This window comes from Blautia obeum ATCC 29174 (assembly GCF_025147765.1).
GTDB lineage: Bacteria > Bacillota > Clostridia > Lachnospirales > Lachnospiraceae > Blautia_A > Blautia_A obeum.
Genome location: NZ_CP102265.1, coordinates 3,097,315 through 3,122,967, shown reverse-complemented (window position 1 = coordinate 3,122,967; position 25,653 = coordinate 3,097,315). Strand labels below are relative to the sequence as shown.

22 protein-coding genes and 1 riboswitch are annotated in these 25,653 nt (G+C 42.6%); of the genes, 18 read left to right on the top strand and 4 right to left on the bottom strand.

Annotated elements, in window-relative coordinates; translation table 11 throughout:
- Positions 1–875: 875 nt before the first annotated feature.
- The 3 genes from NQ503_RS15025 to NQ503_RS15015 form a co-directional block, all read right to left on the bottom strand.
- Entirely contained in the window at positions 876–1,670 is a 795-nt protein-coding gene (locus tag NQ503_RS15025; RefSeq protein WP_005428382.1) for an ABC transporter ATP-binding protein, read from the bottom strand.
- Positions 1,670–2,590, bottom strand: a complete 921-nt coding sequence (locus NQ503_RS15020; RefSeq protein WP_005428380.1) for an ABC transporter permease — start codon at positions 2,588–2,590, stop codon at positions 1,670–1,672. The genes NQ503_RS15025 and NQ503_RS15020 overlap by 1 nt, the downstream gene beginning before the upstream one ends.
- A gap of 93 nt (positions 2,591–2,683) precedes the next feature.
- Positions 2,684–3,730: an ABC transporter substrate-binding protein gene (locus NQ503_RS15015; protein ID WP_005428378.1), complete on the bottom strand. Its 1,047-nt coding sequence runs from the start codon at positions 3,728–3,730 to the stop codon at positions 2,684–2,686.
- A 326-nt stretch (positions 3,731–4,056) separates the two neighbouring features.
- On the opposite strand from NQ503_RS15015, the gene NQ503_RS15010 reads away from it, so the two are divergent.
- From NQ503_RS15010 to NQ503_RS14925, 18 genes are all read left to right on the top strand, one after another.
- Positions 4,057–5,202, top strand: a complete 1,146-nt coding sequence (locus tag NQ503_RS15010; protein WP_416385678.1) for a BMP family ABC transporter substrate-binding protein — start codon at positions 4,057–4,059, stop codon at positions 5,200–5,202.
- Positions 5,203–5,333: 131 nt separating this feature from the next.
- On the top strand, positions 5,334–6,872 hold the full coding sequence (locus tag NQ503_RS15005; protein WP_044926271.1) for an ABC transporter ATP-binding protein: 1,539 nt from the start codon (positions 5,334–5,336) through the stop codon (positions 6,870–6,872).
- Positions 6,844–7,944: an ABC transporter permease gene (locus tag NQ503_RS15000; RefSeq protein ID WP_005428372.1), complete on the top strand. Its 1,101-nt coding sequence runs from the start codon at positions 6,844–6,846 to the stop codon at positions 7,942–7,944. The genes NQ503_RS15005 and NQ503_RS15000 overlap by 29 nt, the downstream gene beginning before the upstream one ends.
- Before the next feature lie 12 nt (positions 7,945–7,956).
- On the top strand, positions 7,957–8,937 hold the full coding sequence (locus tag NQ503_RS14995; RefSeq protein ID WP_005428370.1) for an ABC transporter permease: 981 nt from the start codon (positions 7,957–7,959) through the stop codon (positions 8,935–8,937).
- 215 nt (positions 8,938–9,152) lie between these two features.
- Positions 9,153–9,298: riboswitch (FMN riboswitch) on the top strand.
- A 148-nt stretch (positions 9,299–9,446) separates the two neighbouring features.
- The gene (locus NQ503_RS14990; RefSeq protein WP_005428368.1) at positions 9,447–10,082 is read left to right on the top strand and encodes an ECF transporter S component; all 636 of its coding nucleotides are present in this window, start codon (positions 9,447–9,449) and stop codon (positions 10,080–10,082) included.
- 41 nt (positions 10,083–10,123) lie between these two features.
- Complete coding sequence (locus NQ503_RS14985) at positions 10,124–10,729, top strand: NUDIX hydrolase (protein WP_005428363.1); 606 nt, start codon at positions 10,124–10,126, stop codon at positions 10,727–10,729.
- Between the two features lie 77 nt (positions 10,730–10,806).
- The gene (locus tag NQ503_RS14980) at positions 10,807–11,730 is read left to right on the top strand and encodes an AAA family ATPase (RefSeq protein ID WP_005428361.1); all 924 of its coding nucleotides are present in this window, start codon (positions 10,807–10,809) and stop codon (positions 11,728–11,730) included.
- The gene (locus NQ503_RS14975; protein WP_005428359.1) at positions 11,727–13,478 is read left to right on the top strand and encodes a vWA domain-containing protein; all 1,752 of its coding nucleotides are present in this window, start codon (positions 11,727–11,729) and stop codon (positions 13,476–13,478) included. Before NQ503_RS14980 ends, NQ503_RS14975 begins: the two co-directional genes overlap by 4 nt.
- 223 nt (positions 13,479–13,701) lie before the next feature.
- Complete coding sequence (locus NQ503_RS14970; protein WP_005428358.1) at positions 13,702–15,198, top strand: carbon starvation CstA family protein; 1,497 nt, start codon at positions 13,702–13,704, stop codon at positions 15,196–15,198.
- 26 nt (positions 15,199–15,224) lie between these two features.
- Positions 15,225–16,238, top strand: a complete 1,014-nt coding sequence (locus NQ503_RS14965; protein WP_055055408.1) for a hypothetical protein — start codon at positions 15,225–15,227, stop codon at positions 16,236–16,238.
- Between the two features lie 277 nt (positions 16,239–16,515).
- Positions 16,516–18,684, top strand: a complete 2,169-nt coding sequence (locus tag NQ503_RS14960; protein WP_005428353.1) for a PTS sugar transporter subunit IIABC — start codon at positions 16,516–16,518, stop codon at positions 18,682–18,684.
- A gap of 28 nt (positions 18,685–18,712) precedes the next feature.
- Positions 18,713–19,552, top strand: a complete 840-nt coding sequence (locus NQ503_RS14955; RefSeq protein WP_005428351.1) for a PRD domain-containing protein — start codon at positions 18,713–18,715, stop codon at positions 19,550–19,552.
- A gap of 83 nt (positions 19,553–19,635) precedes the next feature.
- Positions 19,636–19,893 carry an HPr family phosphocarrier protein gene (locus NQ503_RS14950; RefSeq protein WP_005428348.1) on the top strand — a complete coding sequence of 86 codons (258 nt, stop codon included), beginning with the start codon at positions 19,636–19,638 and terminating at the stop codon, positions 19,891–19,893.
- A gap of 52 nt (positions 19,894–19,945) precedes the next feature.
- Positions 19,946–21,574 carry a phosphoenolpyruvate--protein phosphotransferase gene (ptsP, locus tag NQ503_RS14945; RefSeq protein ID WP_005428347.1) on the top strand — a complete coding sequence of 543 codons (1,629 nt, stop codon included), beginning with the start codon at positions 19,946–19,948 and terminating at the stop codon, positions 21,572–21,574.
- A gap of 111 nt (positions 21,575–21,685) precedes the next feature.
- Positions 21,686–22,150, top strand: a complete 465-nt coding sequence (locus NQ503_RS14940) for a Fur family transcriptional regulator (protein ID WP_044926320.1) — start codon at positions 21,686–21,688, stop codon at positions 22,148–22,150.
- Positions 22,151–22,205: 55 nt separating this feature from the next.
- Positions 22,206–23,225 (top strand): metal ABC transporter substrate-binding protein, encoded by a 1,020-nt coding sequence (locus NQ503_RS14935; RefSeq protein WP_044926269.1) that lies wholly within the window; start codon positions 22,206–22,208, stop codon positions 23,223–23,225.
- Between the two features lie 16 nt (positions 23,226–23,241).
- Positions 23,242–23,952 (top strand): metal ABC transporter ATP-binding protein, encoded by a 711-nt coding sequence (locus tag NQ503_RS14930; RefSeq protein ID WP_022389018.1) that lies wholly within the window; start codon positions 23,242–23,244, stop codon positions 23,950–23,952.
- 1 nt (position 23,953) lies between these two features.
- Complete coding sequence (locus NQ503_RS14925; protein WP_005428335.1) at positions 23,954–24,790, top strand: metal ABC transporter permease; 837 nt, start codon at positions 23,954–23,956, stop codon at positions 24,788–24,790.
- Positions 24,791–24,870: 80 nt separating this feature from the next.
- Here the strand turns inward: NQ503_RS14925 and NQ503_RS14920 are convergent, their stop codons facing one another.
- Positions 24,871–25,392 (bottom strand): hypothetical protein, encoded by a 522-nt coding sequence (locus NQ503_RS14920; RefSeq protein ID WP_005428334.1) that lies wholly within the window; start codon positions 25,390–25,392, stop codon positions 24,871–24,873.
- Between the last annotated feature and the right edge of the window lie 261 nt (positions 25,393–25,653).

The window sequence follows — 25,653 nt, the reverse complement described above, 5'->3', positions numbered from 1 at the left end:
CCTGAAACGGCTTCATCGCCCGGAAATACTAAGAATATACCCTGTCTGTTAAAAACATGAATCAAAAGTGCATAACTCGCCTGACGGCTCAGACAATGCACTTTATGCTTCATAACACAGACTGGGTATATTCAAGTATTTCTACGGACGATTGCAGAGGTTTCTGGAATTCATGCACATTATACCTGCCATTCTAACATACTGGTACTTACGCAAACATACATCCCATCTGCAGCCCGTTTTTACGTTTTCGCAAGCTTTATAAAAGCCCCTTGACCTGGACAGCGCTATTTATAGTATCGTGCGGGGAAAATAACCGGATTATGCCTATCAAAGCCATGCTGTCGATTTCCTGCTCCTTGCTATAGCCTTCTGCGGCGTGTGGTCGGGATCCCTCCGGGAAGGAGGCAGCTGAGCGAGATGGGGGAGGAGGTAAAGATAAAATATTTGGAATTTAAAATAGACTTAAGAATATTATAGAAAATATGAGTGGAATATGATTGGCGTTATTATAGAAACTATAGAAGGACTTGAGACAATTTTCTTACTGTGAACATAAAGTATATTTTTTCCAAATTACAGCAACTAAAAAAGATATATGATTAATTCAACATCTGCAAGAATCCTGGAAGTTCTTAGGAATGTTCCGAGTGTGTTATTCATAAAAATCACACTGTTTGAGCGTCAGCGAGTTTGTGATTTTTATGAATGTATTTAACACGAGGGTTATTCCTTAGTACTTCCGGATGATGAAGCCGTTGAAAAATCATATATCTTTAATTAGTTGCGTGAATATTAATAGTAATATCAATAGTAATATTACTTCTTTAATGTTTGCGTAAAAGAAAAACCATATCTTTTACGAAATCCCCATCTCAGCTCAGCAGAGCAGAATCATTGGAGAACTCCTGTCCGCTGGCTTTCTCAAACTGATCCAGCAGATTTCTTACCGTAAGCTTCTTCTTTTCTTCCCCCTGAATATCCAGGATAATCTTTCCTTCCATCATCATGATCAGGCGGTTTCCGTGTGTAATAGCGTCCTGCATGTTATGAGTGATCATCATTGTTGTCAGATGATCGCGGTTTACGATCATCTCAGTGATCTCAAGGACCTTGGCTGCTGTTTTCGGGTCAAGGGCTGCGGTATGCTCATCGAGGAGCAGAAGCTTTGGTTTCTGGAGGGTTGCCATCAGCAGAGTAAGTGCTTGGCGCTGTCCACCGGAGAGAAGTCCGACTTTGGAAGTAAGGCGATCTTCCAGTCCAAGGCCAAGAATCTTCAGAAGTTCTTTATATTCTTCGCGTTCTTTCTTTGTGATTCCTGGTTTCAGGAAACGTGTTTTGCCGCGACGTTTAGCAAGGGCAAGGTTTTCTTCAATTCCCATTGTGGCAGCTGTTCCTGTCATAGGATCCTGGAATACGCGTCCCAGGTAAGCTGCTCTTTTGTGCTCGGATAATTTGGTAACGTCGATTCCGTCAATGATGATCTGGCCTTCATCGACCATCCAGGTACCTGCAACAGCGTTCAGCATCGTGGATTTACCGGCACCATTACCACCGATAACAGTTACGAAATCTCCCTCGTTCAGTGTAAGGTTCAGACCATTCAGAGCCACTTTCTCATTAATGGTTCCAGGATTAAAGGTTTTATATATATTCTTAAGTTCTAGCATTATTTGTTACCTCCACGTTTTACTGGTTTAGAAAAATACTTTGCTTTCCAGTATGGAACAGCAAGGAAGACTGCAACTACAAGTGCGGACAGCATCTTCAGAAGGTCTGTATCAATACCCATCCAGATAACTGTCTGGAGTACCAGATAGTAGAGGATAGAACCAAAAGCAACGCTAAGAAGACGAAGCGCAAAGTTATGGAAGATCTTTCCAAAGATTGCTTCACCGATGATAACTGCAGCAAGACCGATAACGATAGCACCACGTCCCATGTTGACATCAGCAAATCCCTGATACTGTGCAAGGAGAGCACTGGAAAGCGCAACCAGTCCGTTGGAGATCATAAGACCAAGAACTTTACATACATCCGTATTGATTCCCTGTGCACGGGACATATTCGGATTACATCCGGTAGCGCGGAGGGAGCATCCAAGTTCTGTACCGAAGAACCAGTAAAGGATTGCAATCAGAACAACGATAAAGATTGCAACGATGAAAATTGTATTCTGATAAAATGGAACATTTTTTACATTACGGAGGGAAACAAGCAGATCAAATTTGTTTCCGTTTACTGCCTGGTTTGCTTTTCCCATGATCTTAAGGTTGGCAGAGTAAAGACCAAGCTGAGTCAGGATTCCAGCGAGGATCGCAGGGATTCCCATGAATGTGTGGAAGATACCTGTAGCGAGACCGGCAAGCATTCCGGCTCCGGTAGCAGCAAGCATAGAAACCCACACACTGTGACCGCTCATCAGCATCATAACGCAGACAGCACCGCCAGTACACATGGTGCCGTCAACAGTAAGGTCGGCTACATCGAGGATACGGAAGGTGAGATAAACACCAATTGCCATGATTCCCCAGATCAGACCCTGCGCAGCAGCACCTGGAAGTGCATTGATTAAAGTAAGAATATTCATTTTTCAGTTCCTCCTGATAGCACAGAAAGCGAGAAAGGATAATTCCTTTCCCGCTGCCTGTATAAATTTGTAATGTTTGATTATCTTCGAAAATTATTCAGCCTCTTCGGTTGTTTCCTCTTCAGATGTCTCGTCTTTTGCTGCATCATCATCAGAAGCTTCTTCTTCGTCTGCACCGATTGCTACATAATCATCCGGAACTTCAATACCGAGTTCTTCACAGATTTCCGGGTTGTATTCTTTTGTGAACTGTGGAGCATATTCAATTGGCATTTTGGAAATATCTTCACCATCTACAAGAACTTTGAGAGCCATTTTACCGGTAGCAACACCGAGGTCATAGTAGTTGATGGAAAGTGTGGCAACACCGCATCCTTCACAGATACCTTCTTCACCTGCGATTACCGGAACTTTTTCCGGAAGACAGATGTTGTTGATGATCTCTGTATTAGATGCAACAGTATTATCAGTCGGAACATAGATCACATCACTCTCAGTAGCTGCTGTTGTAGCAACAGAAGAGAGGTCGTTGGAGTCTGAGAATGCATAGTAAGTACATGTGTAACCTAATTTCTCAAGAGCTGCTTTTACTGTATCAACCTGATACTGGGAATTGGCTTCTGCTGAACAGTAGATAAGACCAACATTTTTTGCATCTGGGAACAGTTCGTTGAGCATTGCAGCCTGATCTTCAAGCGGAGCAAGGTCTGATGTACCGGAGATGTTTCCGCCAACAGTTCCATCGAAATCATCCAGATCAAGTGCTACACCGTATTCTGTAACAGCTGTACCAAGAATCGGGATATCAGATGTTCCTGCTGATGCTGCCTGAAGTGCAGGTGTAGCGTTTGCAAGAATCAGATCAACGTTTTTAGAAACAAAGTCGGTGATGATTGTAGAACATGTATTGGAATCACCCTGAGCGTTCTGCTCATCGAAAGTTACTTTATCGCCAAGTTCTTCTGTGATCGCATCTTTGAATCCCTGTGTTGCAGCGTCCAGTGCTTCGTGCTGTACGAGCTGGCAGATACCGATGTTGTATGTTTTATCATCTGCTTTATCTGCTGCAAATACGCTGACACCACCCATGCCAACTACCATTGTTGCAGACAGAATGCCTGCTAAAATCTGCTTTTTCATATTTTTAAACCTCCTGATTTTACTGATTCATGTTCGAATCAAATTAACTTTCTAAAGTATAACGCTTTAACGTGAAAAAGTCAAGAAAATTATTATTTCCTAATTAATATACAAAAAAAATTAGGTTATCAAATAAATAGTACGTTTTTTGCAAATTTATTGACAATTTAAAAAGTGCCATGTATAGTAAAAGTACTTGCAAAGAGGCGTAACTGAGAAAGTTGTGCCTCTTTTGTTCCGCAACAGGAGTAAGAGCACAGAAAACGGAGGAAAGAAGAATGAAAAAAGCATTGGCAATTGGACTTGCAGCAGCTATGGCAGTTACTATGACTGCACCTGTATACGCAAGTGACGACAGCGAAAGTGGCAAAGGTATTGCAAAGGAAGACCTCAAGATTGGTGCAATTTACATCGGCGATGAGAACGAAGGTTACACAGCAGCTCATATGGCTGGTATCGATGAAATGCAGGAGGCACTTGGCCTTGACGATTCACAGGTTATTGAAAAAACTCTGATCGGTGAAGATGAGGGATGCTACGATGCAGCAGCAGACCTTGCAGATCAGGGCTGCCAGATCATTTTTGCAAACAGCTTCGGACATGAGACTTATATCCTTGAAGCAGCAGGGGAATATCCGGATGTGCAGTTCTGTCATGCAACTGGAACTCAGGCAGCATCAAGCGGACTTTCCAATATGCACAACTACTTCACAAACATTTATGAAGCTCGTTATGTGTCCGGTGTAGTAGCTGGCCTTAAACTGAATCAGATGATCGAAGATGGAACTATTACAGAAGATAGCTGCAAGATGGGTTATGTTGGTGCATTCCCGTACGCAGAGGTTATTTCCGGATATACTTCTTTCTACCTTGGCGCAAAGAGTGTATGCCCGTCCGTAACTATGGAAGTAAAATATACAAACAGCTGGGCAAGCTTCGACCTTGAAAAAGAATGTGCAGATGCGCTGATTTCTGATGGATGTGTTCTGATCAGCCAGCACGCAGATACAACAGGTGCTCCGACAGCATGTGAAGCAGCAGGCGTTCCTTGCGTTGGATACAATATTGATATGACATCTGTTGCACCGAATACAGCTCTTACTTCTGCATCTATGGACTGGGGTGTATATTACACATATGCAGTACAGTGCATGCTTGATGGAACAGCAATTGATACTGACTGGTGCAAAGGCTTCTCCGACGGCGCTGACAAGATCACACCTCTCAATGAAAAAGTTGTAGCAGAAGGAACAGACGAAAAAGTAAAAGAAGTGGAAGATGCACTTGCAGACGGATCCCTTCATGTATTCGATACTTCTACATTTACAGTAGATGGCAAAGAACTTACTACTTATAAGAAAGATGGCAGTGATACAGAATATGTTTCTGACGGATATTTCCATGAATCAGAATATGGTTCTGCACCGGCATTTGATGTAGCTATCGATGGAATCACATCTATCACAGAATAAGATCTGAAACAGGCGGAGCTGCTGGGTCAGCAGCTCTGCTTTTTTTCTTGTTATACGTGCAAAGGAAGTCTTCAGGGCGGAGGTTTCTTTTGCAGATATGACAATATATCAGATAAAAGGAGGGAACGATAGTGGAAGAAACTTATGCACTTGAGCTTAGAGATATTTCCAAGCGATTTGGATCAGTTCAGGCGAATGACCATGTAAATCTTACACTGAGGAAATCAGAGATTCTCGCAATTTTAGGTGAGAATGGAAGCGGTAAAACGACTCTGATGAATATGATCTATGGAATTTATTATCCAGATGAAGGTCATATTTTTGTAAATGGGAAGGAAGTAAAAATCCGTTCGCCAAAAGACTCCTATGAATTAGGAATAGGTATGGTACATCAGCATTTCAAACTGGTAGATGTACTTACGGCAGCAGAAAATATTGTATTGGGCCTGCCTGGTAAGGCCAGACTCAATATGAAAAAAATAACCGAAGATATTCAGAAACTGGTCAATAAATATGGTTTTGATCTGGACCTTTCCAAAAAAATCTACGAAATGTCCGTTTCTGAAAAACAGACAGTTGAAATTGTGAAGATGCTGTATCGTGGAGCAAGGATCCTGATCCTGGATGAGCCGACAGCAGTGTTGACGCCACAGGAAGCCGACAGGCTGTTCGATATTCTTCGAAACATGCGTGACGATGGATGTTCGATCATTATCATTACCCATAAATTGCAGGAGGTTCTTGCTTTGTCTGACCGCGTTGCAATTCTTCGAAAGGGTCAGTATATTGACACGGTAGAGACAGCACAGGCCAATGTGCAGAGTCTTTCAGAAATGATGGTTGGAGCCAAAGTAGATCTGAACATCGAACGTCCGAAACCTGAAAATGTAAAACCGCGTCTGATCATTGATGGAATCAACTGTAAGGACAAAGAAAATGTCAAGACACTGGATGATGTGGATCTGACAGTCAATACAGGGGAGATTCTTGGAATTGCCGGCATTTCAGGAAGTGGACAGAAAGAACTTCTTGAGGCGATTGCAGGACTGCAGAATGTAGAAAGCGGTTCCATACGTCTGTTGGATGATAACGGAGGCGAAATGGAACTTTCCGGAATGGATTCTATTTCCATTAATGAAGCGGGAATCAGCCTTGCTTTCGTTCCGGAGGATCGTATTGGTATGGGACTTGTCGGTGATATGGATATGACAGACAATATGATGATCCGAAGCTATCGTAATGGAAAGGGACCTTTCCTGGATCGTAAAGGACCAAGAGCACTTGCAGAGAAGATTAAAGATCAGCTGGAAGTTATGACACCAAGTATCTCTGCACCGGTCCGCCAGATGTCAGGTGGTAATGTACAGAAAGTTCTGGTAGGAAGAGAAATCGCACAGAATCCAAAAGTTCTTCTTGTAGCATTCCCGACTCGCGGTGTGGATATCAATACCTCTCATGTTATTTATCAGCTTCTGAATGAGCAGAAGAAAAAAGGCGTAGCAGTTGTCTGCGTAATTGAAGATCTTGATGTAGTACTTGAACTCTGTGACCGCATTGCGGTACTGTGTGGAGGAAAAATCAGCGGAGTGGTTGATGGCAGAACTGCAACCAAAGAAGGAATCGGTCTTCTCATGACGAAACATGAAAAAGGAGGGGTTGTCAATGAATAAAGAACCTTTCTTACAGGTAAGTAAAAGAAGAAACAAAGCCGGATGGCAGGAAAGACTGCTGATTCGATTTATTGCGCTGATCCTTGCACTGATCGTGTGCGGTGCTGTAATCGTCGCACTTGTCAAGATGAATCCGGTAGATGTATATAAAGCAATCTGGGATGGAGCAATGGGATCGGAACGTCGTATCTGGCAGACAATACGTGATACGATGGTTCTTCTGTGTATTGCAATCGGACTTGCTCCGGCATTCAAAATGAAATTCTGGAATATCGGTGCAGAAGGCCAGATCCTGATTGGTGGAGCCTGCTCCGCAGCGGTGATGATCTATGCAGGTGATAAAATGTCACCGGTGATCTTACTTATTGTTATGTTTATTGCAAGTGCACTTGGCGGCATGATATGGGGTATGATCCCGGCGGTATTCAAAGCATACTGGAATACAAATGAAACACTTTTTACTCTGATGCTGAATTATGTTGCCATGCAGGTGGTTACATATTGTATCGTTTTCTGGGAAAATCCAAAAGGTTCTAATACTGTTGGTATCATTAATCAGGCAACACAGGCAGGCTGGCTGCCGGAACTGTTTGGACAGAAATACGGCTGGAATGTTCTGATCGTTCTGATTTTGACTGTTGGGATGTTCATTTATCTGAAATACTGCAAACAGGGTTATGAGATCGCTGTAGTTGGTGAGAGTGAGAATACTGCAAAATATGCCGGTATCCATGTAAAGAAAGTTATTATCCGTACCATGGCAATTTCCGGTGCAATCTGTGGTATCGCAGGATTTGTTATTGTAAGTGGTGCGAGCCATACAATCTCTACTGCAACAGCAGGAGGACGTGGATTTACAGCAATCATCGTTGCATGGCTTTCCAAATTCAATACTTTTATTATGGTGGCTGTATCTTTTGGTATTGTATTTATGAATCAGGGTGCTGTTCAGATTGCGACTCAGTATGGATTGAATGAAAATGCATCCGATGTTATTCTCGGCATTATTCTGTTTTTCCTGATCGGGGCAGAATTCTTTATCAACTACAGAGTAAAGCGTACAAAAAAATAGGAGGTAGATGCAATGAGTGTACTGACCATCTTTATTCAAAAAGCAATTGTCCAGGGCATCTGTATTCTTTATGGTGCGCTTGGTGAAATCATGACGGAGAAATCCGGAAACCTGAATCTTGGTATTCCGGGAATTATGTATATGGGCGGTATTGCCGGCCTGATGGGAGCTTTTCTTTATGAAAAAGATAACCCGAATCCGAATGCATTTATAGGTGTCCTGATATCGTTTGTATGTGCCTTTGCATGTGCAATGATCGGTGGCCTGATCTACAGTATCCTGACCATTACTCTTCGTGTAAATCAGAACGTAACCGGTCTTGCTCTTACAATCTTTGGTACAGGTTTTGGTAACTTCTTTGGTGGTTCTATTTCCAAACTTGCCGGTGGTGTCGGACAGATTTCTGTAAAAGTAACAGGAAGTGCTTACACAGCCAAAATCCCGGGATTATCTAAGATTCCGGTAATCGGACCGATTTTATTCAATTATGGATTTATGACATATCTCTGTGTGATCGTAGCGGTGGTTTTGTCTTTCTTCTTATTTAAGACAAGAGCAGGCTTGAATCTTCGTGCAATTGGCGAGAATCCTGGAACAGCAGATGCAGCAGGTATCAATGTTATCAAATACAAATATCTGTCTACCTGTATCGGAGCAGGGCTTGCCGGACTTGGCGGACTCTATTTCGTAATGGAATATTCCGGCGGAACCTGGACAGACAATGGATTTGGTGACCGTGGATGGCTTGCAGTTGCGCTGGTAATCTTCGCCCTGTGGAAACCACTGAATGCAATCTGGGGAGCGTTCCTTTTCGGAGCACTTTATATCCTGTATCTGTATATCCCGGGACTGGGACGAAGTATGCAGGAGGTGTTTAAGGCACTGCCGTATGTGGTAACGATTATCGTACTGGTGTTTACAAGCTTCCGAAAGAAGAAGGAGCACCAGCCGCCGGCGGGACTTGGATTGCCGTATTTCCGTGAGGAGAGATAATAAAGGATTCCCGGTGATTATGGGATAATTAAATGAACCAGATGGGATTTTCGATAAATGTTCCTCTGGATACGTCTTAATTCAGAACTTCTAAGGTACCAAGGTGTACAGAACTTTGCTAAGAACAATACAGAAAATACTTTAAGCATATCCTTCTTTCTAAAATTTATATTGCATTCTTATAAAGTTAGTTATATAATACAGAAATATAAAAGAAAATTCTTCGGGGCAGGGTGACCGACGCAGTTGGAATTCCCTACCGGCGGTAAAGTCCGCGACCCGCGTAAGGCGGCTGATCCGGTGACTGGCACAAGTCAGAATTCCGGAACCGACAGTAAAGTCTGGATGAGAGAAGAACACGAATAATTCATACGTGCTCAGTACCCCGGGAAGATTATTCCCGGGATTTTTTTATGCAGCAGAAACTAATCTCCCCACTAAACTTATCTGCAGCATAGCGTAGAATTTTCTTTTAGAAAAAAAGAACAATTCAAAAAGGAGAGATAAGTATGAGTGAACAGGTTTTAAAAAGTGGAAACGTAATGGAGAGGAGTCGTACAAGAACGATCACACAGATCGCAATGCTTGGAGCCCTCGCCGGAATATTAATGAATTTTGAATTCCCGCTCCCATTCCTGGCACCATCCTTCTATCAGCTGGATTTCTCTGAGATTCCGGTACTGGTAGGAGCCTTCGCAATGGGACCGATCGCAGGTATCCTGATCGAAGTGGTAAAAGTTCTGGTGCATCTTGTAACAATGGGAACTATGACAGCAGGTGTTGGTGATTTTGCAAACTTCCTCTTTGGATGTACATTTGTTGTACCGGCAGGAATCATCTACAGACTGCATCATAACAAGAGTCGCAAACATGCCGTTATTGGAATGGCAGCAGGTACAGTACTGACAACAGCAGCAGCCTGCCTTATGAATGCATTTGTACTGCTTCCGGCATATGGCAAAGCATTTGGTATGCCGATCGAAGCATTTATTGAAATGGGATCAGCAGTACATCCTTCTGTAAACAGCCTTCTTGGTTTTGTAGCATTGATCATCGTTCCATTTAACTTATTTAAATATATTCTGATTTCTGTAATCGTATTCTTTATTTATAAAAGAATTCGTGTTATCCTTAAGGGAGACTGATTCAGGCACAGCAGACAGAGTGTGCAGAAAAGAGGAAACCCATGGGAAAGATTCATAATGTAGAAAAAATGACAGATAACCGTTTTGTCAATCTGTATCATGTGGATGCTACAAGTGTTCACAATACCCCGGTGTCTTATTACGTGGCATCCAGAGCAAAGGATGTTCCGGCGCTGAAACTGAAGACCGGACGTAATGATCCGGATGGTGTGATCATTTATAGTATCTATGGACAAAAGAAGGACAAGGTTGTTCTGGTACGCCAGTATCGTTACACATTGGGCGATTACATTTATGAATTTCCGGCAGGTCTGGTTGAGCCAGGCGAAGATTTCCATGAAGGTGCAGTCCGTGAGATGTATGAAGAAACTGGTCTTAAACTGGAACCTTTGAAAGTAGATCCTGCATTCGAAAAGCCGTATTTTACAACAGTAGGTATGACAGATGAATCCTGTGCAACTGTATACGGCTATGCCAGCGGTGAGATCAGTAAGGCAGCACAGGAAGACAGTGAGGAAATTGAAATCGTACTCGCTGACCGTACCGAAGTAAAACGAATCCTCAAAGAAGAACGTGTGGCAATTATGTGTGCCTATATGCTGATGCATTTTTTAAAGGATGAGGATCCATTTGAGTTTTTGAACTAATATGGCTGAAATGTCATGACCGCCTTGTGTGGATTGACATTTCAGTTTTTTTTACACATGAATGTGAGGCGTTAAAGATGAAAGAAATAACGGATTTTTTAAGAGACGAAGGAATCAGTCCGGAACTGATTCAGGAGGTACAGGAGTTTTCTGCGACTCACCCGGTGAAGGACGGGCTGAAGGGAAGGATTCCTGTGCCTCATTTTTTTTATTATGGAAAAAAAGTGTGGGAGGAAGCTCTGGCAGCACTTTTGTGTGGAAAGAATCTATTGCTTTCAGGTGAAAAAGCCACGGGGAAAAATGTACTTGCGGAAAATCTGGCAGCAGTTTTCGGCCGTCCTGCCTGGGATATCTCATTTCATGTCAATATGGATGCGTCTTCGCTTATCGGCACGGATACTTTCAGAAACGGGAAGGTTGAATTCAGACCAGGACCAGTATACAGCTGTGCGTGCAATGGAGGCTTTGGTATATTCGATGAGATCAATATGGCAAGAAATGAAGCACTTGCAGTTTTGCATTCTGCATTGGATTTCAGGCGGGTTATAGACGTTCCCGGATATGAAAGAATAACTCTGGCAGACGATACTCGCTTTATTGCAACGATGAACTATAACTATGCAGGAACACGAGAATTGAATGAAGCACTTGCGTCAAGATTTGTAGTGATCCGTATGCCTGCACTTACACTGGAAGATCTGCAGAGGCTTTTAAGAGAACAGTTTCCAGATCTTTCTTCTAAATATAATAAGCAGTTTGGATTACTTTTTATGGATATCCAGAAAAAATGTGAAAGTGGAGAACTGACTTCAAAAGCAATGGATCTTCGTGGACTCTTGGATGCAATCAGCCTGATGCACAAAGGAATTCCAGTCAGAGATGCTCTTGATCTTGGCGTGACAAATAAAATATTTGACAGTTATGAGCAGGCTCTGCTCAGTGATGTGATGAATGCCAGAATTTCTATGAAACTCAAAGCTTCGGAGGTGTTTGATGGATGACCGGATCTTATACAGAAGTACAGAGACGGGCCGCCAATCAGATTTGGGGTGCTGCTGGCCATTATGATTTTGAACCAATGTTTCTGGCAATACACAGTCAGGAAAACAGGCCGGATTTTTATATGAATCTGGTCATAGGACTTGCATATAAATATTTTGGCCAAAAGACACTTACAGAACTTTTTGTGCGGTGGCAGGGAGATAGCCGGCAGCAGATGCTGGATGATCTGGCCTGGATTTATATAGAACAGATCGTGTACAAGCTTGAAATTCCGATTAGACCGGCACTGGAAGAGGTGCGGATGGATTACGCAGAAGCTTTTTTTGCAGGAGAGTATAAGCTGTCACGGCAGGAATGGATGAGCAAAAATCAATTGGTATATACCCTGCAGTCTGCCAGGTGGAGCAGAGTATCAGGCAGAAAACTTCCAGTGATGACGCCATTTGAGAAAAAATTGCTTTTGGCTCTGACTCCGGAAAATAAAGTGTCACAGGAAGAAATTATAGAGAAGCTGGTAAGTATTTACAAAACTTTTTATTTATTTGATGGGAAAAAGCATATCAGAAAACCATTAATGCTCCATTTTACTGGAACAGCGGCCAGGCTGCTGACTCGAATCATGCCGGCTCAACTGGTAAAGACAGACCGGGTTGTGGTAATGCGTTCTTCACAGGCTGACAGCAGCCAGAATGGAATCATGCAGAATAAAAGCAGCAGTCATATGATCTTAAAAAAAGAAGAAACCGATCATGCATATATAGAAAACTGCTTTGGAAGGTCACTGTATTCAAAACAGGAACTGGCAAGGACCGAGAAAGAACTCTGTAAAGGAAATCACGCAGGCTGCCACGTATGGTTTACGGATGGAAAATATATTCCAAAAGAGAAAATATCGGCAGAAAACCGTTATCTAAGAAATCAGGCACAGCTTCAGATGGAAAGAAACAGAATATATTATTATAAAAATCAAAAACTGTATCAGAGTATTATCGCACAGCTTTCGTCACAGATAAGAAATTGTATGATGGTTCATCAGCAGCCGGATATACTGCCTGGCAGATCTGGACGCCTTGATCCTGCGAGAGTGTGGAGATCGGAATATGTCATGGATGATCGGGTCTTTCATGCTAATTATGAAGAGAAAAAGCCACTGTTTACGGTGGATCTTCTTTTGGATGCGTCTGCGTCAAGATTACAGTATCAGGAAATGATCGCTGCGCAGGGAGTGATTCTTTCAGAAAGTCTTCAGGCATGTCATATTCCGGTCAGAGTTTCGGAATTCTGCAGTGTACGCGGATATACAGTGCTTCGGATTCTGAAGGCATTTGAGGAGAAAAAAAGTGATGACGTTTTTCGATACTTTGCAACTGGCTGGAATCGTGACGGACTTGTCATGCGGGAGATGAATGAACTTCTGAGATCCCATAGTGGATCAGCTGACCGTCATCTGCTTATTTTACTGACGGATGCGGAACCAAATGACAGTTTTCGTATACAGTCTTCAGAACAGTTTCCATTTGGAAAGGACTATGGAGATGAGGCAGCTGTTAATGATACAGCGGCTGAAGTGCGGGCATTGCAACGAAAAGGTATCTGTGTTTCTGCTGTATTTATGGGAACGGATGCAGGCGCATTGAAGGCAGAAATAATTTATGGAAAAGAATATACCAGAATACAGGAGGTCGGACAGTTGGCCAGGGCAGCAGGTTTGCTGATCCAGAAGGAAATAAGTAAAATTGATTTATAAATATGATAAATAAATAACAAAGATGTTATGGAATAGACAAATAAAATTGTATACAATATTCCTGTATATTTATAAGAATAATAGACAAATTTAACAATAACTATTGTTTTTTAAACGAGAAGTTTTATAATAATAATTGCTAAGCAGAGTGTATGGTAAGCTGATCTGCCATACTTTGACAAAATTATGACAACTGCGAATTGCAGTAGAGGGAGGGATTTAAATGATCAGTTTTATTTTATGTCTGGCACTTCTGATTATCGGTTACTTTACCTATGGTAAGGTCGTTGATAACACTTTTGGACCGGATGATCGTGAAACCCCGGCGGTAAGCATCAACGACGGAGTGGATTATGTAGTGATGCCACAGTGGAAACTGTTCCTTGTACAGCTTCTTAACATTGCAGGATTGGGACCTATTTTTGGTGCGATGCAGGGTGCATTGTGGGGACCAATCGTATTTCTCTGGATCACGTTTGGTACAATTTTTGCCGGCGGTGTTCATGACTACTTCTCTGGAATGATCAGCGAACGTAATTCCGGAAGCTCAGTAGCAGAATTTACAGGTAAATACCTCGGCGGTGTTATGCAGAACATCATGCGAGTATTTTCAGTAGTGCTCCTGATCATGGTTGGTACTGTTTTTGCAGTAGGTCCGGCAGGTCTGATCGTTACCCTGTGTAAGAATGGCGGACTGTCAGGTATTCTTACCACTACACTGTTCTGGCTTATTCTTATTTTAGTGTATTATTTTATTGCAACATTTATTTCCATTGATAAGATCATCGGTAAGATTTACCCGGTATTTGGTCTCTGCCTGATCATTATGGCAGTTGGTGTTATCATAGGAATCTATACAAATCCTGAATTTACGATTCCTGAAATCTGGAGTCATATGTACAGTATGCATCCGGCAGGAACACCAATCTGGAGCTTTATGTTTATCACTGTAGCCTGTGGTGCAATCTCCGGTTTCCATTCTACTCAGTCACCATTGATGGCTCGTTGTATGAAGAGTGAGAAACAGGGTCACTTTGTATTTTATGGTGCAATGGTTGCAGAAGGTATCATTGCACTGATCTGGGCAGCAGCCGGATGTGCTCTTTATAAAGTTACAGGCGGATTGAATACAGGTCTTGCAGAAATTCTTTCCGGTGGCCAGTCAGCAGCTATCTATGATGTATGTTCCAAGACAATGGGTGGTGTTGGTATTGCACTTGCGATGATCGGTGTTGTTGTATGTCCTATTACTTCAGGTGATACGGCTTTCCGTTCAGCAAGACTTACTCTGTCTGACTGGTTCCATATTGATCAGGGAAGATACGCTAACAGACTGAAACTTTGTATTCCGGTTCTTGGTGTTGGCGCTGTTCTTGGTATTGGTAATGCAGTTGGCGCAATTGACTATACAGTTATCTGGCGTTATTTTAGCTGGACAAACCAGACACTTGCAATGATCGTTCTCTGGGCAGCATCCATGTATCTGGTAAGTGAAAAGAAAAACTTCTGGATCACAGCAGTTCCGGCCACTTTTATGAGTGCAGTTTCCAGTACATATTTCATCCTTGCACCGGAATGTCTTGGCGGTCTGATCAATTCCAAAACGGCAGAAGGCGCAGTTGTTTATAATACAGCTGTAGCTTATCCGATAGGTATTATTTTTGCAATCGTACTTCTTGTTATTTTCCTTCGCGCAGCGAAGAAACATGCAGCTGCCTGAAACTATTTTAAGTGAGGTCTGATATCATGATTTTTAAACCACATCCACTTAGTACATCTCAGCTTCCGGCACCGGAACTTGAGGAAGACAGAAAATCCTGTCGTAAGGTCGGCCCCTGTGGGATCGGAAAGAAAGCAATTTACCTGAACAGCTTTTATGTAGACAGGTGCTATTATATTCCTTTTACGGCGGTCCGACGCGTCTTTAAACGCGTGGCTATGAGTAAGGGTGGATTTTCTGGAAAAGGAATGTTTGCCAGTATTCCGTATCTGGTTGTGGAGTATGATGACGGACAGCAGAAACAATGCAATTTCAAATATGAAAATCAGGTAGATGATCTTTTGAAACTGCTTTCAGCTGAGCAGCCACAGATACGGCTGCTCAGTGAGGCCGCGGAAGCGAAGCTGGAAAAGCAGAAAGCAGAGAAAGAACGGGAGCTGCGTTCCAGACCGGAAATAACCACTCAGTCACAAAAAGAAGTGGCAAAGCTTCAGAGGGCCATTGATTACCTGGACCAGAAACCTCAGTTAAGTGAGAATCTGAGCCGGGCGGCGGGAAGACGACGGACCTATCAGTGCACAAGTCCAAGCTATCGCTGGGTTGCAATGGCAATTACTATGCTGGGATTTGTAGCAGTGGCGGCAGGAATTTATTCATTTATTGTACACAATGATTTTGCAGTATACTTTCTTTTGTTTGGTATCGCTGCTGTTTTTACCTTTGCCGGTTTCAGTGTTCTGCCAACGGCACGTAATAATCGAAAAGCAATCATGAGCCAGGATGAACAGGCACGAAAGCAAATGGAAGATTACGTTAAAGGTTATCCGGATTTTCCGGTACCTGCCAGATATGCTCACCCGATGGTACTGAAACGGATGCAGAGAGTGATCGAACAGGGACGTGCAGAAGAAAAAGGCCAGGCACTTGAAATTGTCAAGGAAGATCTCAAAGCATTGAACAGTGATGTGAAAGTATCGCAGGAAGAATATGATGAGGTAGTTGCGATTAAGCCAATGTTTTTGAATGCTATGTATCAGTAAAGCTGCTGTGAACGGAGTGGACAGTAATTCAGTAAAAATAGAATCAGTAAAAATATAAAATAGCGGGTTGACAAGTTCTGGGCTGACGTGTTATATTTTCATCAGTTGTAGTGTGTAACTCGATTTCAGGAGGCATTAACTATACATAACTAGGAGTGTTTATGTATATTAGTGCCTTTTTTTGTACAAAAGTTGCTGTAAACAGTAACAAAAACCGGTTGTTTAAGGCCTTTTATATGTACTCACTTCTATCAAATATATAGAAGGAGAGTGTCAGATGAAAGACAAGATTTTTGGTGTTTTACAGCGAGTTGGACGAAGCTTCATGCTCCCGATCGCAATCCTTCCGGTAGCCGGACTTCTTCTTGGTATCGGAAGTTCTTTCACCAATGCAACAACGATTGAGACATATGGCCTGACAAAGATTCTGGGTGACGGAACACTGCTTCATTCCCTGATGGTGATCATGAACAGCGTAGGAAGTGCAGTCTTTAATAACCTGCCACTGATTTTTGCAGTTGGTGTTGCAATTGGTATGGCAAAGAAAGAAAAAGAAGTTGCAGCTTTATCAGCAGTTATCGCATTTTTCGTAATGAATACAGCGATCAATGCGATGCTGACAGTTACAGGACAGATTCTTGCAAATGGAGAGATCGCAGAATCCGTTCTTGAGGGAACGATCACTTCTGTCTGCGGTATCCAGTCACTGCAGATGGGCGTTTTTGGTGGTATTATCGTAGGACTTGGAGTAGCAGCTCTGCATAATAAATTTTACAGAATACAGCTGCCGAATGCACTGTCATTTTTTGGAGGTACCCGTTTCGTTCCGATCATTTCCACGATCGTCTATATGTTTGTGGGAATTCTTCTGTATTTTGTATGGCCGGTAGTTCAGAACGGAATCTACGCTCTGGGCGGTCTTGTAACAGGAACCGGTTATGTTGGAACACTGATTTTTGGACTTATTAAACGTGCTCTGATTCCATTTGGTCTTCATCATGTATTTTATATGCCATTCTGGCAGACTGCTGTCGGTGGTACAATGGAAGTTGCAGGACAGATGGTACAGGGCGGCCAGAATATTTTCTTTGCACAGCTAGCTGATTCTGCAAATATTGCACATTTCAGTGCTGATGCAACAAGATATTTTTCCGGAGAATTTATTTTTATGATCTTCGGTCTTCCGGGAGCTGCACTGGCTATGTATCAGTGTGCAAAACCTGAGAAGAAAAAACAGGCAGGAGGCCTTCTTCTGTCTGCAGCGCTTGCATGTATGGCAACCGGAATTACAGAGCCGCTGGAATTTTCATTCCTGTTCGTAGCTCCGGCACTGTTTGCTGTTCAGGTAGTTCTGGCAGGTAGCGCATACATGATCGCACATATGCTGAATATTGCCGTAGGACTTACTTTCTCCGGTGGATTCCTTGATTTCTTCCTGTTTGGTATTCTTCAGGGAAACGCAAAGACAAGCTGGATGAGAGTTATCCCGGTTGGTATTATTTATTTCTTTTTATATTATTTTATTTTCAAATTCATGATCAAAAAGTTTGATTTCAAAACGCCTGGTCGTGAGGATGATGATGTAGAAACAAAGCTTTATACGAAGGCTGATGTAAATGCCCGCAAAGAGGCACAGAATGGTGCTGTTGAAGCTGGTTCTTCTGATCCGGTCAGCGAGGCAATCACAAGAGGTCTTGGTGGTAAGAAAAATATCAGTGATGTGGACTGCTGTGCAACACGTCTTCGTTGTACGGTTAAGGATGCATCTCTGGTAAACGATGGTATTTTAAAGGCAACAGGTGCATCAGGTGTGGTTCATAAGGGACTTGGCGTACAGGTTATTTATGGTCCAAATGTTACCGTTATCAAATCAAATCTTGAGGATTATCTGGAAACAGCACCAGATACTCTGGAAACACCGGCGGAAAGTGTTGAAACACCGGAAGTAAGTGAGCAGAAAGAAGATGCCGGACAGAAAGTTGTCGACCGCATTGTGATTTCCAGCCCGATCACTGGTGTAGCGGCTGAGCTCTCTACAGCACCGGATGAGGCATTTGCCCAGAAGATGATGGGGGATGGTGCGGTAGTTACACCGGAAGATCCTTATGTACGTGCTCCTGAAGATGGAGAAGTTGCCTTTGTCTTTGACACAAAACATGCAATTGGATTTGTAACAGAATCCGGAATCAGTCTTCTGATTCATGTGGGAATCGATACTGTAAAACTGAATGGTGAGGGATTTGAGGCACTGGTAGAAAGCGGGCAGGAAGTGAAGAAAGGAGATCCGATGCTGAAACTGGATCTGGATTATCTGAGCAAAAACGCACCTTCTATTGTATCACCGGTTCTTTGTACAGAGCTGGAGGATAACCAGAGAATCCATCTGTTAAATGAGGGTCAGGTCAAAGCAGGAGAGCCGCTTTTCGAAATCGAGGTTCTTCAGTAAGAACTACCCGGATGGGGAAGAGATACGGATGTTGTACAGGATAGCAAAAATTTTAAATCATAATTCCTTTATGGGAATCCAGGATGAAAATAACCAGGAATGTCTGGTTATGGGAAAAGGAGTTGCTTTTGGCAAGAAAGTGGGACAAACTGTTCCGGTCACTGCGGAAGCAAAGGTTTATTCATTGAAAGAAATGACAGAGCGAGGAGAGGCAAAAGATATCCTCAAATCGGTTTCACCACTTTGTCTGGAGTTTGCAAACGAAGTGCTGAATCAGGCGGAGCAGGAATTTGGCAAAGTAGACCGGACAATTCTTTTTACCATGGCAGATCATCTGGACTTTGCGATCCGCCGCATTCAGAATGGAGAGCAGATCAGCAACCCGCTGACTGATGACATCCGTGTTATGTTTTATAAAGAATATAAAGTAGCCAGTTGTATTCAGGAACTTCTGAAGGAAAAACTTCAGTTGGAGATAGATGAACATGAGATTGGCTATATCGCCCTGCATGTGCATGCTGCCATCGTAGATGAAAATGTTTCCCAGGCAATGGAGATTGCCAGAACAGTCCGCGAATGTATTTCTCTTGTAGAGAAAGAAACCGGAAATTCTATCGACGTCATGTCACTCGGATACAATCGTCTGATGAATCATGTGCGCTATATGGTAGCACGTGCAATCCATGGTGAGAAATTAAAAATGAATCTGAATGAATATATGTCCGTAAAGTTCCCGGAAGCATTTATGGCAGCAGAGCGAATCTGCCGTCAGATGGAAAAGAGCCTGAAGCTTCCGATTCCGGACATTGAAATCGGATATCTTGCCATGCATCTGGAAAGAATGTTAGATACGGATATCAATGAGTAAGATATAAAGTTAAATGTCACTGTCGAAGGTAACTGTAGGATAAATATAAATACAAAAACATAATATAAAAGGAGAACAAAACTATGAAAACATTTGAGTATACAATTAAAGACGAACTTGGAATCCACGCAAGACCGGCAGGACTTCTTGTAAAAGAAGCAAAAAAATTCGAATCTGAATGCACCATCACAAAAGACGGCAAAACAAAAAAACTCACACAGCTTATGATGCTTATGTCTCTTGGTGTAAAACAGGGTGACACTGTTACTGTAACAGCAGAAGGCGCTGATGAAGAAGCTGCAGCTGCTGCATTAAAAGAATTCTTTGAGAATAACTTATAATTCGCTGGAACGACCAGAATCAGTTTACATTTGAATTCAGGGAGGAAAAGGAATGCAGTGTTTTCAGGGAAAATCTGTATATAAAGGAATCGCGATGGGACCGATCGTGGTTCTTAAGAAAAATGATTATCAGGTAAAACGTACCCGTATCGAAGATACAGAAGCAGAAGTAAAACGTGTGGATGAGGCATTAAAAGCATCTCAGGAACAGCTGCAGAAACTGTATGACAAGGCTGTCAGAGAAGTTGGCGAAGCCAGTGCTGCAATCTTCGAAGTACATCAGATGATGCTGGAGGATGAGGATTATCTGGAGGCAATCCAGAATATGATCCGTACAGAACAGGTCAATGCCGAGTATGCGGTTGCGGTTACCGGCGATAATTTCGCAGAGATGTTTGCTTCCATGGACGATGATTATATGAAAGCACGTTCTGCCGATATCAAAGATATCTCTGAACGTCTTGTACGTAATTTAAGTGGACAGGGAGATGTGGATTTAAGCGAAATCGAGCCATCTGTAATTGTAGCGGATGATCTCAGCCCAAGTGAGACAGTCCAGATGGACAAAGATAAGATCCTTGCATTTGTAACAGTTCACGGATCTACCAATTCTCATACAGCGATTCTTGCGCGTATGATGAATATTCCGGCACTGATCGGAGTAAAAATGGATCTGGAAGCTCTTCAGAGTGGAGTGACAGCGGTTGTAGACGGTTTCCAGGGAATGGTTACTTTTGACCCGGATGAAGAGACAAAAGCACAGACTGAAACCAAAATACAGGAAGAAGCTGAGAAACTGAAGCTTCTTCAGGAACTCAAAGGCAAAGAAAACATTACTCTGGACGGACGTAAGATTAATATTTATGCAAACATTGGAAGCGTTGGCGATATTGGTTATGTGATGGAAAATGATGCCGGCGGAATCGGACTTTTCAGAAGTGAATTCCTGTATCTTGGAAGAAACGATTTCCCTACTGAGGAGGAACAGTTCCAGGCTTACAAGCAGGCAGTACAGATGATGGCAGGTAAGAAGGTTATTATCCGTACATTGGATATCGGAGCCGACAAACAGGTAGATTATTTCAATCTTGGTAATGAAGATAACCCGGCTATGGGATACCGTGCAATCCGTATTTGTCTGAGACAGCCGGAAATTTTCAAAACTCAGCTTCGTGCACTTCTCCGCGCAGCCGTTTATGGAAATCTTTCTATCATGTATCCGATGATTACTTCTACAGAAGAAGTAAAGAAAATTTATGAGATCGTAGCAGAAGTAGAAGAAGAGTTGAAAGCACAGGAGATTCAGTATAAGATTCCGGAACAGGGAATCATGATTGAGACTCCGGCAGCAGCGATCATCAGTGATAAACTGGCAGAGATGGTTGATTTCTTCAGTATTGGAACGAATGATCTGACCCAGTATACACTGGCAATTGACCGCCAGAATGAAAAACTGGATGAGTTCTATAATCCACATCATGAAGCAATCCTGCGTATGATCCAGATGGTTGTGGACAATGCGCATAAATGTGGTAAATGGGCAGGTATCTGCGGAGAACTTGGAGCAGATGCAACTCTTACCGAGCAGTTTGTACGTATGGGACTGGATGAACTCTCTGTAGCACCATCCATGGTTCTGAAGCTTCGTAAAATCGTTCGCGAGATGAAAGTAGAAGAATAAGTAAATAAGAAAAAATATCAAAAATGAAAACCGTTTTCATATTGACACTCTATCAGAATGTGCTATAATATGAAAACGGTTTTCATTTTGGGTAAAAAGAAGGAAGAAATTATGGGAACGAAAGCACCTTATCAGACAAAACAAATGAAACAGATACTGGCTTATCTTCAGACGATAGAGGGTACACATGTGACGGCCGCAGATGTCTGCTCCTATTTCAAAGAGCAGGGAATCAATGTCGGAACAACGACAGTTTATCGTAATCTTGAGAAGATGGTAGAACAGAGGCTTGTTGCCAAGTATAACGTGGATGGGACGAGCAGTGCCTGTTTTGAATATCTTGGAGCGGAGGAGCATTGCCACAAGATGTCCTGTTTCCACTGCAAATGTGAAAAATGTGGAAAACTGATTCATCTTCACTGCGAGGATGTGGTTAAACTGGAGCAGCACCTGATGGACAGTCACGGATTTCGCATGGATCCGTGCAGAACGGTTTTTTATGGAATCTGTGAAGAATGCAGAGGACTGGAAGATGACAAAAAAGAAACAGAGACTGTACATATCAGGGCAAAATAAGCGGAATATAAGGTAACGGAGTAGAATGCTGAGACAGAAGAAAGCAGGTATAAGGATGAAAAAATGGATCACTGGTGCGCTAGCAATTCTGCTGGGTGTGATGAGCATTGCGATTCCTTTTTCAGGAATGCACATAGCAGAAGCTAAAACAACGGAGGAAACAGACAGGAAACTGAATATTGTGACAACCATTTTTCCGGAATATGACTGGACAAGAAATATTCTGGGGAACAGGGAAGCGGATGTGAATCTTACGATGCTCCTGGATAATGGGACAGACCTTCATAGTTTTCAGCCGGCAGTGAAAGATATTATGAAAGTATCCAGCTGTGATCTCCTGATTTATGTGGGTGGAGAATCCGACCAGTGGATTGAGGATGCACTGGAATCGGCTCAGAATAAAGATATGAAGACGATTAATCTGATGGAAGTCCTTGGCGATACGATTAAGGAAGAAGAAACAGTTGAGGGTATGCAGGACAGTGAACACGAACATGGTCATGAGGACGAGCATGCCCATGAGGGTGAGGATGAGAAGGAATATGACGAGCATGTCTGGACTTCCATGCGAAATGCTTCTGTGATCTGTGACGCGATTGCAGAAACGCTTGAGGAGATGGATCCTGAGAATAAAGAAATCTATCAGACAAATGCTGAGAACTACAAAGCAAAACTTTCTACACTGGATCAGAAATATCAGGAAACGGTAGATACAGACAGACAGAATACGCTGATCTTTGCCGATCGTTTTGCATTTCGTTATCTGGTCGATGATTATGGACTGAACTATTATGCAGCTTTTTCCGGATGCTCTGCAGAGTCGGAAGCAAGCTTCAAGACTGTGACTTTTCTTGCGGGTAAACTGGATGAACTGGGAATAAAAACGGTATTGACGATTGAGAAGTCCGATGACAGGATAGCACAGACCGTGATTGAAAATACAAAAAAGAAAGATCAGAAGATCCTCGAGCTTAATTCCATGCAGTCGATCACTTCGGATGAGATTAAAAACGGAGTGACATATCTTTCTGTGATGGAAGATAATCTGAAGGTTCTGAAAGAAGCACTTAAGTAGGAAAAGAGGAACAACAATGGCACAGCTTACATGTAAAAATCTTACATTGGGATATGATAACCGGGCAATTCAGGAAGACCTGAATTTCTCTATTGATGCAGGTGATTACCTTTGCATCGTAGGTGAAAATGGTTCCGGTAAATCTACATTGATGAAGACACTTCTTCATCTGCAGGCACCGATCAGCGGCAGTATTGAACTGGGAGATGGCCTGAAAAAAAACGAAATTGGTTATCTGCCGCAGCAGACGCTGGTGCAGAGAGATTTTCCGGCATCCGTGAGGGAAATTGTGTTATCTGGATGCCAGAGTCGTTGTGGATGGAGACCTTTTTATAACAAAGAGGAAAAAATGGTTGCCCAGAGAGCCATGGAAAAAATGATGATCCAGGATCTGGCAGATCAGTGCTATCGCGAACTTTCCGGAGGGCAGCAGCAGCGGGTTCTTCTTGCAAGAGCTCTTTGTGCAGCACAGAAGATCCTGCTTCTGGATGAGCCGGTTTCGGGACTTGATCCGAGAGTGACAGCAGAGATGTACCAGCTGATCAGGAATCTGAATAAAAAAGATGGAATTACGATCATTATGATCTCACATGATATTGCGGCGGCAGTAAAATATGCAACACATATCCTGCATATCGGGGAGCATTGCTTCTTCGGAACAAAGAAACAGTATCTGGAAAGCAGTCTGGGAAAGGCGTTTACTGGACAGGAAGGAGAGGACGAATAAGATGTTTGAGACACTTTGTATGTATTTTCAATACCCGTTTGTGCGTTATGCATTGATCGTTGGGGTACTGATCGCATTATGTTCTTCACTTCTGGGCGTGACTCTGGTATTGAAACGTTTTTCCTTTATCGGTGACGGACTTTCTCATGTGGCATTTGGTGCAATGGCGATAGCATCTGTCCTGAATATTACCAACAATATGCTGTTTATCCTGCCGGTAACAGTAATCTGTGCGATCCTTCTTCTTCGTGCTGGTCAGAACACAAGAATCAAGGGCGATGCGGCGATTGCCATGATCTCTGTCGGAGCCCTGGCAATCGGATATCTTTTGATGAATCTTTTTTCCACCAGCCCAAATATCTCCGGAGATGTATGCAGTACATTGTTCGGCTCCACATCGATCCTGACACTGACAAAAGGCGAGGTATGGCTGTGTGGAATCCTTTCTGTTGTGGTTGTTGCTATTTTTATTCTTTTTTATAATAAAATTTTTGCAGTAACATTTGATGAGAATTTTGCCAGAGCGACCGGAACGAGAGCGAATGCCTATAATCTGCTGATTGCAGTTGTGATTGCAGTGATCATTGTACTTGCAATGAATCTGGTAGGTTCACTTCTGATTTCAGCACTTGTAATTTTTCCGGCGTTGTCAGCAATGCGGTTGTTTAAATCTTTCCGTTCGGTAACGATCAGTGCGGCAGTGTTGTCCGTTTTAAGTGCTACTGCCGGCATTCTGATCTCCATTCTGGCAGGTACTCCGGTTGGCTCCACGATCGTGGCAGTGGATATTGCTGTATTTCTGATTTCTTATGGCATTGGAAGGATTACGGGAAGATAAAAATATCTCAGCCGGAGCTGGATCCCCGACTGAGACAGTATTTTAAAAATGTTGGTTTATAACAGGAATTCTTGTAGAACTCAGATTTCTACGAGGATTCCTTTTTCTTTGTCATAATGGCAGTATTTGCCATTTGCGGAGATGAACGGCTGATATGTATCGGTACGGGTGTCTTTGACATAGACAACACCGGTTGCGATCATCTCAACAAGAGAGAAACGTTTGCTCAGGCTGGAAATCCACGCATAGGTCTTCTCGCTGTCAGAGTCAGCTGCAAGCAGACTGTAACCGCCGTCACAGGCTTTGAGAGAGAAATAGATTTTTTCAGGTTTTACAATTTCCTTGAAAACCTGACTGGTAATGTAAGAAGAGAAATTCTCCTTTACAAATTTCTGGAAGGTTTTCGTGGTATAAACTTCTCCGGATACTTCATCAGTGATTCTGTCTCCACGCTCCAGACGGTTCTTGATCAGAGTCAGAACTTCGATCGTCCAGTTGATAAAGGAGATACTGCTGTAGGTCATGCTTTCCTGAAGCTGGTCGATCAGCTTTTTTGTCAGGACATTTGATTTGGCCGCTTCGTTAAAAAGTTCTTCGTTCATAATGTTCCCTCCATAATAAATGTATGTGGTAATTGATAATTTTTATTATAAAGTGCAGTTGTGCAAAAAGCAATGAAAAACAGATGAAACATCATAAAAATTGTATAAAATACACATACTTAGCACTTGCTGTTGCTTGAACCACATATTTTGAATATGTTGCAGAAAAATAGGGAATCAGTTACAATAGAATCAGGTGTGAAATCAGAATTCAAAATAAAGAAGAGAATAAGATCTGCCGGCAGTTCGGGGCAATTGATG